This is a genomic window from Streptomyces sp. NPDC029169 (assembly GCF_055563935.1).
Genome location: NZ_JBVHXA010000004.1, coordinates 138,111 through 151,837 on the forward strand (window position 1 = coordinate 138,111; position 13,727 = coordinate 151,837).

12 protein-coding genes are annotated in these 13,727 nt (G+C 70.2%); 3 read left to right on the top strand and 9 right to left on the bottom strand.

Annotated elements, in window-relative coordinates; translation table 11 throughout:
• Positions 1-124: 124 nt before the first annotated feature.
• From ACZ4VI_RS09825 to pgsA, 7 genes are all read right to left on the bottom strand, one after another.
• Complete coding sequence (locus ACZ4VI_RS09825) at positions 125-877, bottom strand: YebC/PmpR family DNA-binding transcriptional regulator (RefSeq protein ID WP_467998313.1); 753 nt, start codon at positions 875-877, stop codon at positions 125-127.
• Positions 878-939: 62 nt separating this feature from the next.
• Positions 940-1,530 carry a pyridoxal 5'-phosphate synthase glutaminase subunit PdxT gene (pdxT, locus tag ACZ4VI_RS09830; RefSeq protein WP_467998315.1) on the bottom strand — a complete coding sequence of 197 codons (591 nt, stop codon included), beginning with the start codon at positions 1,528-1,530 and terminating at the stop codon, positions 940-942.
• Between the two features lie 6 nt (positions 1,531-1,536).
• Complete coding sequence (gene pdxS, locus ACZ4VI_RS09835; protein ID WP_467998823.1) at positions 1,537-2,385, bottom strand: pyridoxal 5'-phosphate synthase lyase subunit PdxS; 849 nt, start codon at positions 2,383-2,385, stop codon at positions 1,537-1,539.
• 188 nt (positions 2,386-2,573) lie between these two features.
• Positions 2,574-3,116 (bottom strand): LemA family protein, encoded by a 543-nt coding sequence (locus ACZ4VI_RS09840; protein WP_467998316.1) that lies wholly within the window; start codon positions 3,114-3,116, stop codon positions 2,574-2,576.
• A 174-nt stretch (positions 3,117-3,290) separates the two neighbouring features.
• The gene (locus tag ACZ4VI_RS09845; RefSeq protein ID WP_467998318.1) at positions 3,291-4,454 is read right to left on the bottom strand and encodes a glycosyltransferase family 4 protein; all 1,164 of its coding nucleotides are present in this window, start codon (positions 4,452-4,454) and stop codon (positions 3,291-3,293) included.
• Complete coding sequence (locus ACZ4VI_RS09850; protein WP_467998320.1) at positions 4,451-5,377, bottom strand: phosphatidylinositol mannoside acyltransferase; 927 nt, start codon at positions 5,375-5,377, stop codon at positions 4,451-4,453. The genes ACZ4VI_RS09845 and ACZ4VI_RS09850 overlap by 4 nt, the downstream gene beginning before the upstream one ends.
• A complete protein-coding gene (gene pgsA, locus ACZ4VI_RS09855) occupies positions 5,374-6,048 on the bottom strand; it encodes a phosphatidylinositol phosphate synthase (RefSeq protein ID WP_467998322.1) in 675 nt (224 codons plus the stop codon). Before pgsA ends, ACZ4VI_RS09850 begins: the two co-directional genes overlap by 4 nt.
• Before the next feature lie 251 nt (positions 6,049-6,299).
• On the opposite strand from pgsA, the gene ACZ4VI_RS09860 reads away from it, so the two are divergent.
• Together ACZ4VI_RS09860 and ACZ4VI_RS09865 are read left to right on the top strand one after the other, a co-directional pair.
• Positions 6,300-8,507 (top strand): elongation factor G-like protein EF-G2, encoded by a 2,208-nt coding sequence (locus tag ACZ4VI_RS09860; protein ID WP_467998324.1) that lies wholly within the window; start codon positions 6,300-6,302, stop codon positions 8,505-8,507.
• 192 nt (positions 8,508-8,699) lie between these two features.
• A complete protein-coding gene (locus ACZ4VI_RS09865) occupies positions 8,700-10,358 on the top strand; it encodes a hypothetical protein (protein WP_467998326.1) in 1,659 nt (552 codons plus the stop codon).
• A 34-nt stretch (positions 10,359-10,392) separates the two neighbouring features.
• On the opposite strand, the gene ACZ4VI_RS09870 is transcribed toward ACZ4VI_RS09865, so the two are convergent.
• Positions 10,393-10,965, bottom strand: coding sequence for an HIT family protein (locus tag ACZ4VI_RS09870; protein ID WP_467998328.1), 573 nt, complete (start codon positions 10,963-10,965; stop codon positions 10,393-10,395).
• 65 nt (positions 10,966-11,030) lie between these two features.
• Between ACZ4VI_RS09870 and ACZ4VI_RS09875 the strand changes: the two genes are divergently transcribed.
• Positions 11,031-11,711, top strand: a complete 681-nt coding sequence (locus ACZ4VI_RS09875) for a potassium channel family protein (protein WP_467998330.1) — start codon at positions 11,031-11,033, stop codon at positions 11,709-11,711.
• Between the two features lie 10 nt (positions 11,712-11,721).
• Here ACZ4VI_RS09875 and thrS read toward each other — a convergent pair whose 3' ends face one another.
• Positions 11,722-13,698: a threonine--tRNA ligase gene (gene thrS / locus ACZ4VI_RS09880; protein WP_467998331.1), complete on the bottom strand. Its 1,977-nt coding sequence runs from the start codon at positions 13,696-13,698 to the stop codon at positions 11,722-11,724.
• Between the last annotated feature and the right edge of the window lie 29 nt (positions 13,699-13,727).

The following is a 13,727-nucleotide window of genomic DNA, read 5'->3' on the forward strand; positions in this document are numbered from 1 at the left end:
ACGTGGTACTCGCCATCGTGGTTCCTCAATTGATGGTTGCGGCCTCAGGCTAAACGGGACCGCTGACAACGACGGCGGGCCGACGGGGTGTGTCCCCGTCGACCCGCCGTGGAAACGACCGCGATCAGGCGTCGACCTTCTCCATGACCTCGTCGCTGACGTCGAAGTTGGCGAAGACGTTCTGCACGTCGTCGCTGTCCTCCAGCGCGTCGATCAGCTTGAAGATCTTGCGCGCGCCCTCCTCGTCCAGCTCGACCTGCATGGTCGGGACGAAGCTGGCCTCGGCCGAGTCGTAGTCGATGCCGGCCTCCTGGAGGGCGGTGCGGACCGCGACCAGGTCGGTGGCCTCGCTGATGACCTCGAAGTTCTCGCCGAGGTCGTTGACCTCCTCGGCGCCCGCGTCGAGGACGGCGCCGAGGACGTCGTCCTCGGAGAGCCCGCCCTTGGGCAGCACGACGACGCCCTTGCGGTTGAACAGGTACGAGACCGAGCCCGGGTCGGCCATGGAGCCGCCGTTACGGGTCATGGCGACGCGCACGTCGGAGGCGGCGCGGTTGCGGTTGTCGGTGAGGCACTCGATGAGCACCGCGACGCCGTTCGGGCCGTAGCCCTCGTACATGATCGTGTCGTAGTCGACGCCGCCGGCCTCGAGGCCGCCGCCGCGCTTGATCGCCGAGTCGATGTTCTTGTTCGGGACCGAGCTCTTCTTCGCCTTCTGCACGGCGTCGAAGAGGGTCGGGTTACCGTCCAGGTCGGCGCCGCCGGTCCGGGCGGCGACCTCGATGTTCTTGATCAGCTTCGCGAAGAGCTTGCCGCGCTTGGCGTCGATCACGGCCTTCTTGTGCTTCGTCGTAGCCCATTTAGAGTGGCCGGACATCTGCCTGTCTCCTTCGCGTAACCAATTTCTGAACGAACCCCAGAGATCCTACCGGGACGTCGTCACCGCGCGTCGCGCACCATGTCGACGAACAGGGCGTGGATACGGTGATCGCCGGTGAGCTCGGGATGGAACGAGGTCGCCAGGGCCTGACCCTGCCGTACGGCCACGATGTGGCCCCCGTGCTCGGCGAGGACCTCGACCTCGGCGCCGACGGACTCGACCCAGGGGGCGCGGATGAAGACGCCCTCGACGGATCCGTCCTCGATGCCGCGGACCGTGACACCGGCCTCGAAGGACTCGTTCTGCCGCCCGAAGGCGTTGCGGCGGACGATCATGTCGATGCCGCCGAAGGTCTCCTGGCCCGAGCGCGGGTCGAGGATCTTGTCGGCGAGCATGATCAGGCCGGCGCAGGTGCCGTAGACCGGAAGGCCCGCGGCGATGCGCTCGCGCAGCGGCTGCATCAGGCCGAAGAGCTCGGCCAGCTTGGAGATGGTGGTGGACTCTCCGCCGGGTATGACGAGACCGTCGACCTCGGCGAGTTCCTCGGGGCGCCGGACCGGCCTGGCCACGGCGTCAGCCGCGGCCAGGGCGATCAGGTGCTCCCGTACGTCGCCCTGGAGAGCCAGGACACCGATCACGGGTGTGGTCATGGGTGCTTACCAGCCGCGGTTGGCGTAGCGCTCGGACTCGGGGAGGGTGTCGCAGTTGATGCCGACCATGGCCTCGCCGAGGTTGCGGGAGGCGTCCGCGATGATCTTCGGGTCGTCGTAGAAGGTGGTGGCCTTCACGATGGCGGCGGCGCGCTTGGCCGGGTCGCCCGACTTGAAGATGCCGGAGCCGACGAAGACGCCCTCGGCGCCGAGCTGGCGCATCAGCGCGGCGTCGGCGGGGGTGGCGACACCACCGGCGGAGAACAGCACGACCGGCAGCTTGCCGAGCTCGGCGACCTCCTTGACGAGCTCGTACGGGGCGCGCAGCTCCTTGGCGGCGGCGAACAGCTCGTTGTTGTCGTAGCCGCGCAGGCGGGCGATCTCGTTCTTGATCTGGCGCAGGTGGCGGACCGCCTCCACGACGTTGCCGGTGCCGGCCTCGCCCTTGGAACGGATCATGGCCGCGCCCTCGGCGATGCGGCGCAGGGCCTCGCCCAGGTTGGTGGCGCCACAGACGAAGGGGGTGGTGAAGGCCCACTTGTCGGAGTGGTTGACCTCGTCGGCCGGGGTGAGGACCTCGGACTCGTCGATGTAGTCGACGCCGAGGGACTGCAGGACCTGGGCCTCGACGAAGTGGCCGATGCGGGACTTGGCCATGACCGGGATGGAGACCGCGCCGATGATCTCCTCGATCATGTTCGGGTCGGACATCCGGGCCACGCCGCCGTCCTTGCGGATGTCGGCGGGGACCCGCTCCAGCGCCATGACGGCGACGGCGCCGGCATCCTCGGCGATCTTCGCCTGCTCGGCGTTGACCACGTCCATGATCACGCCGCCCTTGAGCTGCTCGGCCATGCCGCGCTTGACGCGCGCGGTGCCGGTCTCGGGGGACTGGTTGCTGTTGGGAAGCGTGGTGGACACAGAGACCTCACTCGTGAAAGCGGTGTTGAGACAACAGTGAGGAAACAGGCCACCACCAGTCCACAGCAAGGGCCAATGTGTAGCCGGTGGATCGTTTTCGTTGTTTTCGCAGGCTACGAGGGTCAGACCGGTCGATCGGCAAGGGCGACGGGCGGTTCGTCGTCCATTTCGAAGGCCAGGGGGAACGGGGCGTGGCCCGCGAGGCGGAACCAGCGGACCGTGCGGTGGCGGCGGAGCGCCCGTGCGGCGCGTACGGCGTCGTTGTGGAACCTGCGGGCCATCGGTACGCGGCGGACGGCCGCCGCGAGCTCGCCCGCGGCCTCCTCGCCGCCGGGGGCCTCCCGTACCGCCCCGACCTGCTCGGGTTCGCCGAAGACGGCCCGCAGCGCCTGGCTCAGCTCGCTCTCGGCGACCTCGCGGTGGTCCTCCTCGGCCTGCCGGGCGGCGTGCGCGGCCTCGTAGAGCACGATCGAGGCGGCCGGGTCGAGCACTCCGGACGTGGCCAGCTCCTGGGCGACCGAGGCGCGGCGCAGCAGCTGGGCGTCGAGGGCGGCGCGGGCCGCGTCGATCCGCGAGTGCAGCCGGTCGAGCCGGCCGGCGGTCCAGCTGAGGTACAGGCCGATCGCGATCAGCGCGACGACGGTCCAGATCAGGGTTACGGTCACGGGCGCACAGGCTACCGTCGCGGCGGCAGGCCCCTCCCCCACGGGCGCCGGGGGTGCCCCCAGGGGCCGCGCGGTACGGGCCCCCAAGCCTACGGCTTGAACGACCTTGACGGGCACCCCCCGTGGGTTGTGCCCACCCGTCGGAGCCCGGGCCGCCGCCCGTCCGAGGGCCCGTCAGTCCCGGGACGCCAGGCCCAACCTCGCGCGCAGGCCCACGCGTTCGTCCGTGGCGACCGAGGCCGCGCCGTCCGTCACCGTTTCGTAGACCGCGAGGATGTCCGCGCCCACCGTCGACCAGTCGAAGCGCCGCACATGCGCGCTGCCGCGCCTGCGCAGCTCCTTGCGCCTGACCTCGTCCCCGAGGAGACGGATCGCCGCGTCCGCCAGGGCGTCCGCGTCCTCGTTGGCGAAGAGCTCGCCCGCCGCGCCCTGGTCGAGGACCTGGGCGAAGGCGTCGAGGTCCGCGGCGAGGACCGGCGCGCCCGCCGACAGCGCCTCGACCAGGATGATGCCGAAGCTCTCGCCGCCCGTGTTCGGCGCCACGTAGAGGTCGACGCTGCGCAGCAGCCGCGCCTTGTCCTCGTCGCTGACCATCCCGAGGAACTCGACCCGCTCCCGCATCTCGCGCGGCAGGGAGGCGACGGCCTCCTCCTCGTCGCCGCGCCCGGCGACGAGGAGCCGCGTCTCCGGCCGCTCCGCGAGGATCTTCGGCAGGGCCTTCATCAGGACCGGGAGGCCCTTCCGCGGCTCGTCGATCCGTCCGATGAAGCCGAGGGTCTGCCCCTGCCACTCCTTCCGCGGCTCGGCCCGCGCGAAGAAGTCGACGTCGACACCGTTGGGGATGACGACCGCGTCGCCGCCCAGGTGCTCGACCAGGGTCCGCCGCGCGTACTCGCTCACCGCGATCCGCGCGCTGATCTTCTCCAGCGCGGGCTGCAGGATCGGGTACGCGGCGATCATCGCCCGCGAGCGCGGGTTCGAGGTGTGGAAGGTCGCGACGATCGGCCCCTGCGCCGCCCAGCAGCTCAGCAGGCCCAGCGAGGGCGAGGCCGGCTCGTGGATGTGGATGACGTCGAAGGTGCCGTCGTGCAGCCAGCGCCGTACCCGGGCCGCCGAGAGGAAGCCGAAGTTCAGCCGGGCCACGGAGCCGTTGTACGGCACCGGCACGGCGCGCCCCGCCGAGACGACGTACGGCGGCAGCGGCGTCTCGTCGTCGGCCGGGGCCAGGACGGACACCGAGTGCCCGAGCCTGATCAGATGCTCGGCCAGGTCCCGGATGTGGAACTGGACGCCGCCCGGCACGTCCCAGGAGTACGGGCAGACGATCCCGATTCTCACGACGGCCGCTCCTCGCCGAGCGGCTCGCGCTCCTCCAGGTCCTTCAGCCACAGTCGCTGCAGCATGTGCCAGTCCTCCGGGTGCTCCGCGATACCGCCGGCGAAGGCATCGGCCAGCGCCTGTGTCATCACGGACGTCTTCTCGGCCCGCGTACCTGACTCGGGTACGTCGATGGGCGGGTGCACCCGCCCCTTCATCACCGGGGTGTCGTCGTACCAGAGCGTCACCGGCAGCAGCAGCGCGCCCGTCTGCTGGGCGAGCAGCGCGGGACCGGCCGGCATCCGGGCCGTCTCCCCGAAGAAGGCGACCTCGGTGCCGGAGGCCGACAGATCGCGGTCGGCGACCAGACAGATCAGGCCACCGTCGCGCAGCCGCCGCGCGAGCGTCCCGAAGGCGGTGCCTCCGGAGTGCGGCAGGACCTCCATGCCCAGCGACTCGCGGTAGGCGACGAAGCGGTCGTACAGCGTCTCCGGCTTGAGCCGCTCCGCGACCGTGGTGAACGGCACGCCCAGCGAGCGGGTCACCCACACGCCCGCGAGGTCCCAGTTGGCCAGGTGCGGCAGCGCGAGTATGACGCCGCGGCCGGAGGCGAGCCCGTCCGTCAGAAGGTGGATGTCCTTGATGTCGAAGCCGCTTTCGACCCGTTCCTTGCTCCAGGTCGGCAGCCGGAAGGACTCCATCCAGTACCGCATGTACGAGCGCATGCCGGCCTTCGACAGCTCTGCGAGCCGCGCCGGCGTGGCATCGGGCACCACGCGCGCGAGGTTGGACTCAAGACGCAGCACGCTCTTGCCGCGCCGCTTCCAGGCGGTGTCGGCGATCCGTCGCCCGAGCCCGGCGGCCACCGGCTCCGGCAGTTTCTTGACCGTCGCCCAGCCGAGCCCGTACAGCGTGTCGGTCAGCCGGTCCCTCATCCCGCTCATGACGTCGCCTCGTTCCCCCGCGCGCCGGATGTGTCCGCGTCCGCGTCGGCCTCCGCCGATTCCCGTCGTACCGTGACCACCCGCTGGCCGAGGGTCACCGCGCTGCCCACCGCCACGATCCACAGCGCGATCGGCAGCAGGACGTCGATGCCCGGCACACCGAAGGCGTGGAGTCCGGCGAGGCCCGCCGCGACCAGCGAGATCACGAGCCGCTCGGCCCGTTCCACCAGGCCGTTGACGGCGACCGGCAGGCCGATCGATTCACCGCGCGCCTTGGTGTACGAGACGACCTGACCGCTGGCCAGGCAGAAGATCGAGACCGCGCACAGCACGTTGTCGTTGCCAGTACCCGCGTACCAGAGCGCGAAGCCACCGAAGATGGCGCCGTCGGCGACCCGGTCGAGGGTCGAGTCGAGGAACGCTCCCCAGCGGCTGGAGATCCCCGCCTGCCGGGCCATGTTGCCGTCGACGAGGTCGGAGAAGACGAAGAGGGTGATGACGATCGTGCCCCAGAAGAACTCTCCCCGGGGGAAGAAGACCAGGGCTCCCGCCATCACTCCGGCCGTGCCGACGAGCGTGACCGCGTCGGGGCTGACACCCCGGCGGAGCAGAAACGCGGCGAACGGTGTGAGGACACGCGTAAAAAATGCACGCGCGTACTTGTTCAGCATGGCCTTCCCGAGGTTCGGTGCGCCGGGCGGCCCCTACGACCACCGGCCAGCCCATCGTAGCCAGGCAGGATCCCGCCGGACCGACGGGCACCCGCCCGCCGCGTCGCGTACGACGTATGGACGCACCATGACGTCGGTGCAAAGCTCGAAGGACAACCGCGGGCACCTCCGGAGCTGCCCAGCGTCTCCCCCTGCGCCCGCGTCCCGCCGCACCGTGCGAGCCGGCGGTGCAAGCGATCGGGAGGACCATCATGGGCGACAAGGCGAATGCACACTCCGGAGCCGCCGGCAGGGCTCCAACGGCCGACCGGCCCTCGGCCGTACGGAACGTGGTGCTGGTCGGCCACAGCGGATCGGGAAAGACGACACTCGTCGAGGCTCTGGCGCTGGCCGCCGGGGCGATCAACCGGGCCGGGCGCGTCGAGGACGGCGCGACGCTCTCCGACTACGACGAGATCGAGCACCGCCAGCAGCGTTCCGTACAGCTCTCCCTCGTCCCGCTCGAATGGGACGGGTACAAGATCAATCTCCTCGACACACCCGGATACGCCGACTTCGTCGGGGAGCTGAGGGCCGGTCTGCGCGCTGCGGACGCGGCCCTCTTCGTCGTCTCGGCCGCCCAGGAGGCCGACGCCATCGCCGGGTCGACCCGCATGGTGTGGGAGGAGTGCGCGGCCGTCGGCATGCCCCGCGCCATCGTCGTCACCCACCTGGACACCGCCCGCACCGGCTTCGAGGAGCTGACCGCCGTCTGCTCCTCGATGTTCGGCGGCGACGACCCCGACGCCGTACTCCCCCTCTACCTGCCGCTGTACGGCCCCGAGGCGCCGGACGGGCACGCGCAGGCCACCGGTCTGGTCGGGCTGCTCTCGGAGCGGATCTTCGACTACTCCGCGGGGGTACGGCGGGAGAATCCGCCGGACGACGCCCAGCGGCCGCTGATCGCCGAGGCCCGCAGCCGGCTGATCGAGGGGATCATCGCCGAGAGCGAGGACGAGACCCTCATGGACCGCTATCTCGGCGGAGAGGACATCGACATCAAGTCTCTGATCGACGATCTGGAGACCGCCGTCGCCCGCGGCGCCTTCCATCCGGTGCTCGCCGCGGCGCCCGCCACGGACGGCGGGAAGGAGGGGCTCGGCACCGTGGAGCTCCTGGAGCTGATCACCCGCGGGTTCCCGACCCCGCTGGAGCGCGAGGCCCCCGCGGTGACCACGCCCGACGGCGTCCCGCGGCCCGCGGTCACCTGCGACCCCGAGGGGCCGCTCGTCGCCGAGGTCGTCAAGACCGCCTCCGACCCCTATGTCGGCCGGATCTCGCTGGTCCGGGTCTTCTCCGGCACCCTGCGACCGGACGAGACCGTCCATGTCTCGGGGCACGGGCTGACCGACCGGGGCCACGAGGACCACGATGTCGACGAGCGGGTCGGCGCGCTGACCGCCCCCTTCGGCAAACAGCAGCGCCAGCTGAACCAGTGCATCGCGGGCGACCTCGCCTGTGTCGCCAAGCTCGCCCGGGCGGAGACCGGCGACACCCTCTCCAGCAAGGACGACCCGCTCCTGATGGAGCCCTGGACGATGCCCGACCCGCTGCTCCCGCTCGCGATCGAGGCGCACAGCAAGGCCGACGAGGACCGTCTCTCGCAGGGTCTGGCCCGCCTCGTCGCCGAGGACCCGACGATGCGCCTGGAGCAGAACCAGGACACCCACCAGGTCGTCCTGTGGTGTCTGGGTGAGGCCCATATGGATGTGGCGCTGGAACGGCTGCGCAGCCGGTACGGGGTGCAGGTCGACGCGGTCCCGCACAAGGTGGCGCTCCGCGAGACCTTCGGCGAGCCGTCGGGCGGGCGGGGCCGGCACGTCAAACAGTCCGGTGGCCACGGCCAGTACGCGATCTGCGAGATCGACGTCGAGCCCCTGCCGCCGGGCAGCGGGGTCGAGTTCGTCGACAAGGTGGTCGGCGGGGCGGTTCCGCGCCAGTTCATCCCCTCCGTGGAGAAGGGTGTACGGGCGCAGGCGGCGCGCGGGGTCGCCGCCGGATATCCGCTGGTCGACGTCCGGATCACGCTGCGGGACGGCAAGGCCCACTCGGTCGACTCCTCCGACGCCGCCTTCCAGACCGCGGGCGCCCTGGCCCTGCGCGAGGCGGCGGCCGAGGCGAGCATCCGGCTCCTGGAGCCGGTCGCGGACGTCCAGGTCCTTGTCCCCGACGAGTACGTGGGTCCGGTGATGAGCGATCTGTCCGGGCGCCGCGGCCGGGTCGTCGGCACCGAACAGGCCGGTCCTGGACGGACGTTGGTGCGCGCCGAAGTCCCGGAGATCGAGATCGGCCGGTACGCGGTCGACCTCCGCCAGGTCTCGCACGGAACGGGCCGCTTCGACCGCTCGTACGCCCGTCACGAACCGATGCCGCCTCAACTCGCCGACAAGATCCGGGAGCAGGCGGAGAAGGGTTCCTAGCCGCTCCCGGTCGCGCCACGACGGCCGAATGCCGCCCGTCCAACTCCCCTCCGGCGGGCGGCATTCGGCCGACCCGTGACGCATCCGCCGGTACCCGGTTACGCTGTGGTGCCCAGCTCAGCAGGTGTGCGGGGCGCGGTAGTCGGGAACAGGCCGCAGAGGGATACGCGGTGAACCACGCGGCACGCGGCGATGGGGGCATCAGTGACGATCGGCAGTTTCGGACCCGGGGCGCAGGTTCCCCTGCAGGGCTCGGACGGACAGACGGCGGCGACGCACGCCCTGGCCTCCGCCGCGTACCGCGACAGCCCGGTGGAAGCGATCCTGGACGCCAACAACGACTTGCACACGTCCAAGGTGACCGACGGCAGATGGGCGAAGCTGTTCCGGCCCGACCTGGGCGAGGCGTTCTCCCGTGCCGTCCAGGTGCGGATGCTCGGCGGCGCCCGCAAGGCGCTCATCCAGTCCTTCGGCACCGAGCCGCAGCCCGTGGTCGAGCACTGCCTGGCCGCCACCCGCATCCGCAGGCAGCGCGACATCAGGCTGACCCTGGTCACGTTCGTCTTCGGTGTGCTCTTCCTGCCCGGCCTGCTGCTCTGGCTCGGCGTCATCCAGCTGCGCCGCCTGGTCGCCGGCACGGAGAACAAGCGCACGAGCGCCGTGGGCACGGCGATCCTGGTCGGCGCGGGCCTGCTCGCGGTCGTCGTCCTGATCAAGCTGCCGATCGACGGTGTCCTGTCGGTCTATCTGCGGGCCATGATCGTCGCACCGGTCGTCGGCTGGTTCCTCGCCAAGCGGATCTGCGAGTCCACGGCCAAGGACCTGCGGGAGCGCTGGACCGCGCTCCTGAGCGGCGGGGGCATCGGGGCCAAGATTCCCGAGGCGGTCCCCCAGGACCCGGCCGAGAAGTCCGCCGAGGACCTGCGCCAGAACCTGGAGAAGCTCAGCGCGGAGCAGCAGTCCAACATCGTCTTCTACGCGGGACCCAAGGGAATACTGGGCATGGGCACCCGCTGGGGCAGCTGGACACTCGCCGAGGAGCTCGTCCCCCAGGAGGGGCGCGAGATCCACGACTTCCGCGCCTGGGACGTCGTACGGAAGATCCATGACCAGCTCGCGATGCTGGAACGGGGCTCCCTGAAGACCGGCTTCCCCAAGCCGACCGTCAAGCACTGGATCGTCTCCCCGGTCGGCGAGGGCGCCGACGAGGTCGCCAGGCCCGAGGGCGACAACATCGTCCACTTCCAGGTCAAGCCGCACGAGATACAGCGCATCTGCAACAGCCAGCAGTTCGGCAGCGGCAACCGGCACTACCTCGGTGTGCAGTTCACGCTCTGGGACGGGCAGCTCGTCCTCACGATGATGATCACGGTGACCTCGCTGCACCACACGCTGCGCGTGGAGGTCACCGGGCACGCGCTCGGCCCGGTCCACTCGCTCTTCACCACCAAGCCCAAGGCGAAGACGAAGGAGGTCTCCAAGACGGTCCGCTTCTGGGAGACCCGGGAGATCCAGCTGCCGCTCCTGGACACGGACGAGATCGTCCGCAAGGCCGTCCGCGCCCCGCTGACCTGGTTCCCGCCGATCCTGGACTTCCTCGGCGGCAAGCTCGTCCTGCCCGAGCCGTTCGGCCTGCGTCACGCCTGGGCCGCACAGCCCTGGCGGCACCGCTTCATGGCCGACGACGCGATCCGCGCCGCGACGCCGGTGATGCGCGCGGTCCACGCGGCGACGATCAAGGTGCTCGACGAGCACGGCGTGGACACGGAGCGCTTCACCAACCGCTCGCTGATCCTGAGCGGGACCATCCAGGAACCGGGCCCGAAGAAGGCCGACGTCTACGACGCGTAGGGGTCTCTTCGATCAGGCTCTAGGCGATCAGGCTCTAGGCGAGCTCGGAGGTGGCCGGCCAGGCGTCGGCGAGCATCGCGCGGGTGGCGGCGAGGAGCTGCGGCAGCACCTTGGTGTGGCCGACGACCGGCATGAAGTTGGTGTCGCCGCCCCAGCGGGGAACGATGTGCTGGTGCAGATGGGCGGCGATGCCGGCGCCCGCGACCGTGCCCTGGTTCATGCCGATGTTGAACCCGTGCGCGCCGGACGCGGTCCGCAGCGCGATCATCGCCCGCTTGGTGAACTCACCGAGCTCGGCCGTCTCCGGCACGTCCAGATCCGTGTAGTCGGCGACATGGCGGTAGGGGACCACCATCAGGTGCCCGCCGTTGTACGGGTAGAGATTGAGCACGGCGTACACCTTCTCGCCCCGCGCTATCACCAGGCCGTCCTCGTCCGACTTCGTCGGAATCGTGCAGAACGGACAGCCGTCCTCGGCCCCCGGCCCCGTCGGCTTGTTCTCGCCCTGGATGTACGCCATACGGTGAGGCGTCCACAGGCGCTGGAACGCGTCCTGCGTCCCGACTCCGATCTGCTGCTCCGGCTCAATCGTCATGCTGTGCAGCATATTGCTTCGCCCGTTCGGAACGTGTCGCCGGGGCGAGGATCCCCGAGGCCAGCGATGCTGATCGGATGAGCGAACGACCGGAGAGTCGGCAGCAGCGCTGGGACCTTCTGATGGAGGTACCGCTCGGGGTGGCCTCGGTGGTCTTCCTCGCCGCCTACGCGGTCCATGTCCTCGCCCGTGGCCTTCCTCAGGTCTGGCACAGCGTCCTGCTGGCGGTGACCGCCGCCGCCTGGGCGGTCTTCGCCGCCGACTACGCGGTACGGCTGCGCCTGAGCGGCCTGGGACTCCTGCGCTTCGTGCGCTCCCACCTGCTGGACACGGTGGTCCTGGTGCTGCCGCTACTGCGCCCGCTCCGGATGGTGGACGTCTACGAGCGGGTGCAGCGCCGCCGCGACGAGCCGCGGCTCGGCCTGTACGCCCGGGTCATGGCCTACTCCTCGCTCACCGCGGGCCTGCTCGGCTTCGCGGGCGCGCTCACCGTCTACCACCACGAGTACGGGGCCCCGGGCTCCTCGATCCGTACCTTCGGCGACGCGGTCTGGTGGGCCTGCTCGACGCTGTCCACGGTGGGGTACGGAGACGTGTCCCCGGTGACCCCTGTCGGCCGGGTGACGGCGGTGGGTCTGATGGCGTGCGGGCTGGCGCTCCTGGGCGCGGTGACGGGTTCCTTCTCGTCCTGGCTGATCCAGACCTTCACGCGGGAGGACGAGAAGAGGCCCCCGGGGGATTCCCCGGGGGCCTCCTGAGCACATCCGGTCAGACCTGGACGCGCTCCTCGACGACCTTGGCGATCTTGGCGATGGCCTCGTCGACGGGGATGCCGTTCTCCTGCGAACCGTCGCGGTAGCGGAAGGAGACGGCGCCGTTGGCCATGTCCTCGTCACCCGCGATGATCATGAACGGGACCTTCTGCTTCTGCGCGTTGCGGATCTTCTTCTGCATCCGGTCCGAGGAGGCGTCGACCTCGACCCGCAGCCCCTGCTTCTTCGCCTTGGCGGCGAACTCCTGGAGGTACGGGATGTGGGCGTCGCCGATCGGGATGCCGGTCGCCTGGACGGGGGCCAGCCACGGCGGCATGGCGCCCGCGTAGTGCTCCAGGAGGACGGCGAAGAAGCGCTCGATGGAGCCGAACAGCGCGCGGTGGATCATGACCGGACGCTGCTTGGTGCCGTCGGGGCCGGTGTACTCCAGGTCGAAGCGCTCCGGCAGGTTGAAGTCCAGCTGCACGGTCGACATCTGCCAGGTGCGGCCGATGGCGTCGCGCGCCTGCACGGAGATCTTCGGGCCGTAGAACGCGGCGCCGCCCGGGTCGGGGGTGAGCGGGAGGCCCTGCTTCTCGGCCACCTGCTGGAGGACGGCGGTGGCCTCCTCCCACACCTCGTCCGAGCCGACGAACTTCTCCGGGTCCTTGGTGGACAGCTCCAGATAGAAGTCGGTCAGACCGTAGTCGCGCAGCAGGTTGAGGACGAAGGTGAGGGTCTTGTCGAGCTCGTCCGCCATCTGCTCGCGGGTGCAGTAGATGTGCGCGTCGTCCTGGGTGAAGCCGCGGGCCCGGGTCAGGCCGTGCACGACGCCGGACTTCTCGTACCGGTACACGGTGCCGAACTCGAAGAGGCGCAGCGGCAGTTCACGGTAGGAACGGCCCCGCGCGTCGAAGATCAGGTTGTGCATCGGGCAGTTCATGGGCTTGAGGTAGTAGTCCACGCCCTCGTCGAGCTGCATGGGGGGGTACATGCCCTCGGCGTACCAGTCGAGGTGGCCCGACTTCTCGAACAGCTTGCCCTTGGTGGCGTGCGGCGAGTAGACGAACTCGTAGCCCTCCTCCTCGTGCCGCTTGCGCGAGTAGTCCTCCATGACCCGGCGGATGATGCCGCCCTTGGGGTGGAAGACGGCAAGGCCGGAGCCGATCTCGTCCGGGACGGAGAAGAGGTCCAGCTCGTTGCCGAGCTTGCGGTGGTCGCGCTTCTCGGCCTCGGCGAGGAAGTCGAGGTGGGCCTTCAGCTCGTCCTTCGACGGCCAGGCGGTGCCGTAGATGCGCTGGAGCATCGGGTTCTTCTCGCTGCCGCGCCAGTAGGCGGCGGCGTTGCGCATCAGCTTGAACGCCGGGATGTTCCGGGTGGTGGGCAGGTGGGGGCCTCGGCAGAGGTCCTTCCAGCACAGCTCGCCGGTCTTGGCGTCCAGGTTGTCGTAGATGGTCAGCTCGCCGCCGCCCACCTCGACGTTCGCACCGTCGTCGGTCGACGCGGAGCCCTTGATGCCGATGAGCTCCAGCTTGTACGGCTCGTCCGCCAGCTCCTCGCGGGCGGCCTCGTCGGTCACCACCCGGCGGGAGAAGCGCTGGCCGCGCTTCTGGATCTCCTGCATCTTCTTCTCGATGGACTTGAGATCCTCGGGGGTGAACGGCTTCTCGACGTCGAAGTCGTAGTAGAAGCCGTCCCGGACCGGCGGGCCGATGCCCAGCTTGGCCTCGGGGAAGAGCTCCTGCACGGCCTGGGCCATGACGTGCGCGGTGGAGTGGCGCAGGATGTCGAGACCGTCCGGGGAGGAGATCTCGACGGGCTCGACGACGTCGCCCTCGGCGACGACGTAGGTGAGGTCCTTCAGCTCGCCGCCGACGCGGGCGGCGATCACGGCCCGGTCGTCGGAGAACAGCGCGCCGGCGGTCGTGCCCGCGCTCACCGCCCGCTCCTCGGCTCCTGAGGCGGACTGGACGGTCACACGGACATCAGACACGGGTGCTCTTTCCATAGGGGCGTGGGCAG

Excerpts from the sequence above, each read along its gene's own strand:
- ACZ4VI_RS09825 (WP_467998313.1), bottom strand. The coding sequence starts at position 877 with ATGTCCGGCCACTCTAAATGGGCTACGACGAAGCACAAGAAGGCCGTG.
- pdxT (WP_467998315.1), bottom strand. The coding sequence starts at position 1,530 with ATGACCACACCCGTGATCGGTGTCCTGGCTCTCCAGGGCGACGTACGG.
- pdxS (WP_467998823.1), bottom strand. The coding sequence starts at position 2,385 with ATGGCCGAGCAGCTCAAGGGCGGCGTGATCATGGACGTGGTCAACGCC.
- ACZ4VI_RS09850 (WP_467998320.1), bottom strand. The coding sequence starts at position 5,377 with ATGAGCGGGATGAGGGACCGGCTGACCGACACGCTGTACGGGCTCGGC.
- pgsA (WP_467998322.1), bottom strand. The coding sequence starts at position 6,048 with ATGCTGAACAAGTACGCGCGTGCATTTTTTACGCGTGTCCTCACACCG.
- ACZ4VI_RS09860 (WP_467998324.1), top strand. The coding sequence starts at position 6,300 with ATGGGCGACAAGGCGAATGCACACTCCGGAGCCGCCGGCAGGGCTCCA.
- ACZ4VI_RS09865 (WP_467998326.1), top strand. The coding sequence starts at position 8,700 with ATGGGGGCATCAGTGACGATCGGCAGTTTCGGACCCGGGGCGCAGGTT.
- ACZ4VI_RS09870 (WP_467998328.1), bottom strand. The coding sequence starts at position 10,965 with ATGCTGCACAGCATGACGATTGAGCCGGAGCAGCAGATCGGAGTCGGG.
- ACZ4VI_RS09875 (WP_467998330.1), top strand. The coding sequence starts at position 11,031 with ATGAGCGAACGACCGGAGAGTCGGCAGCAGCGCTGGGACCTTCTGATG.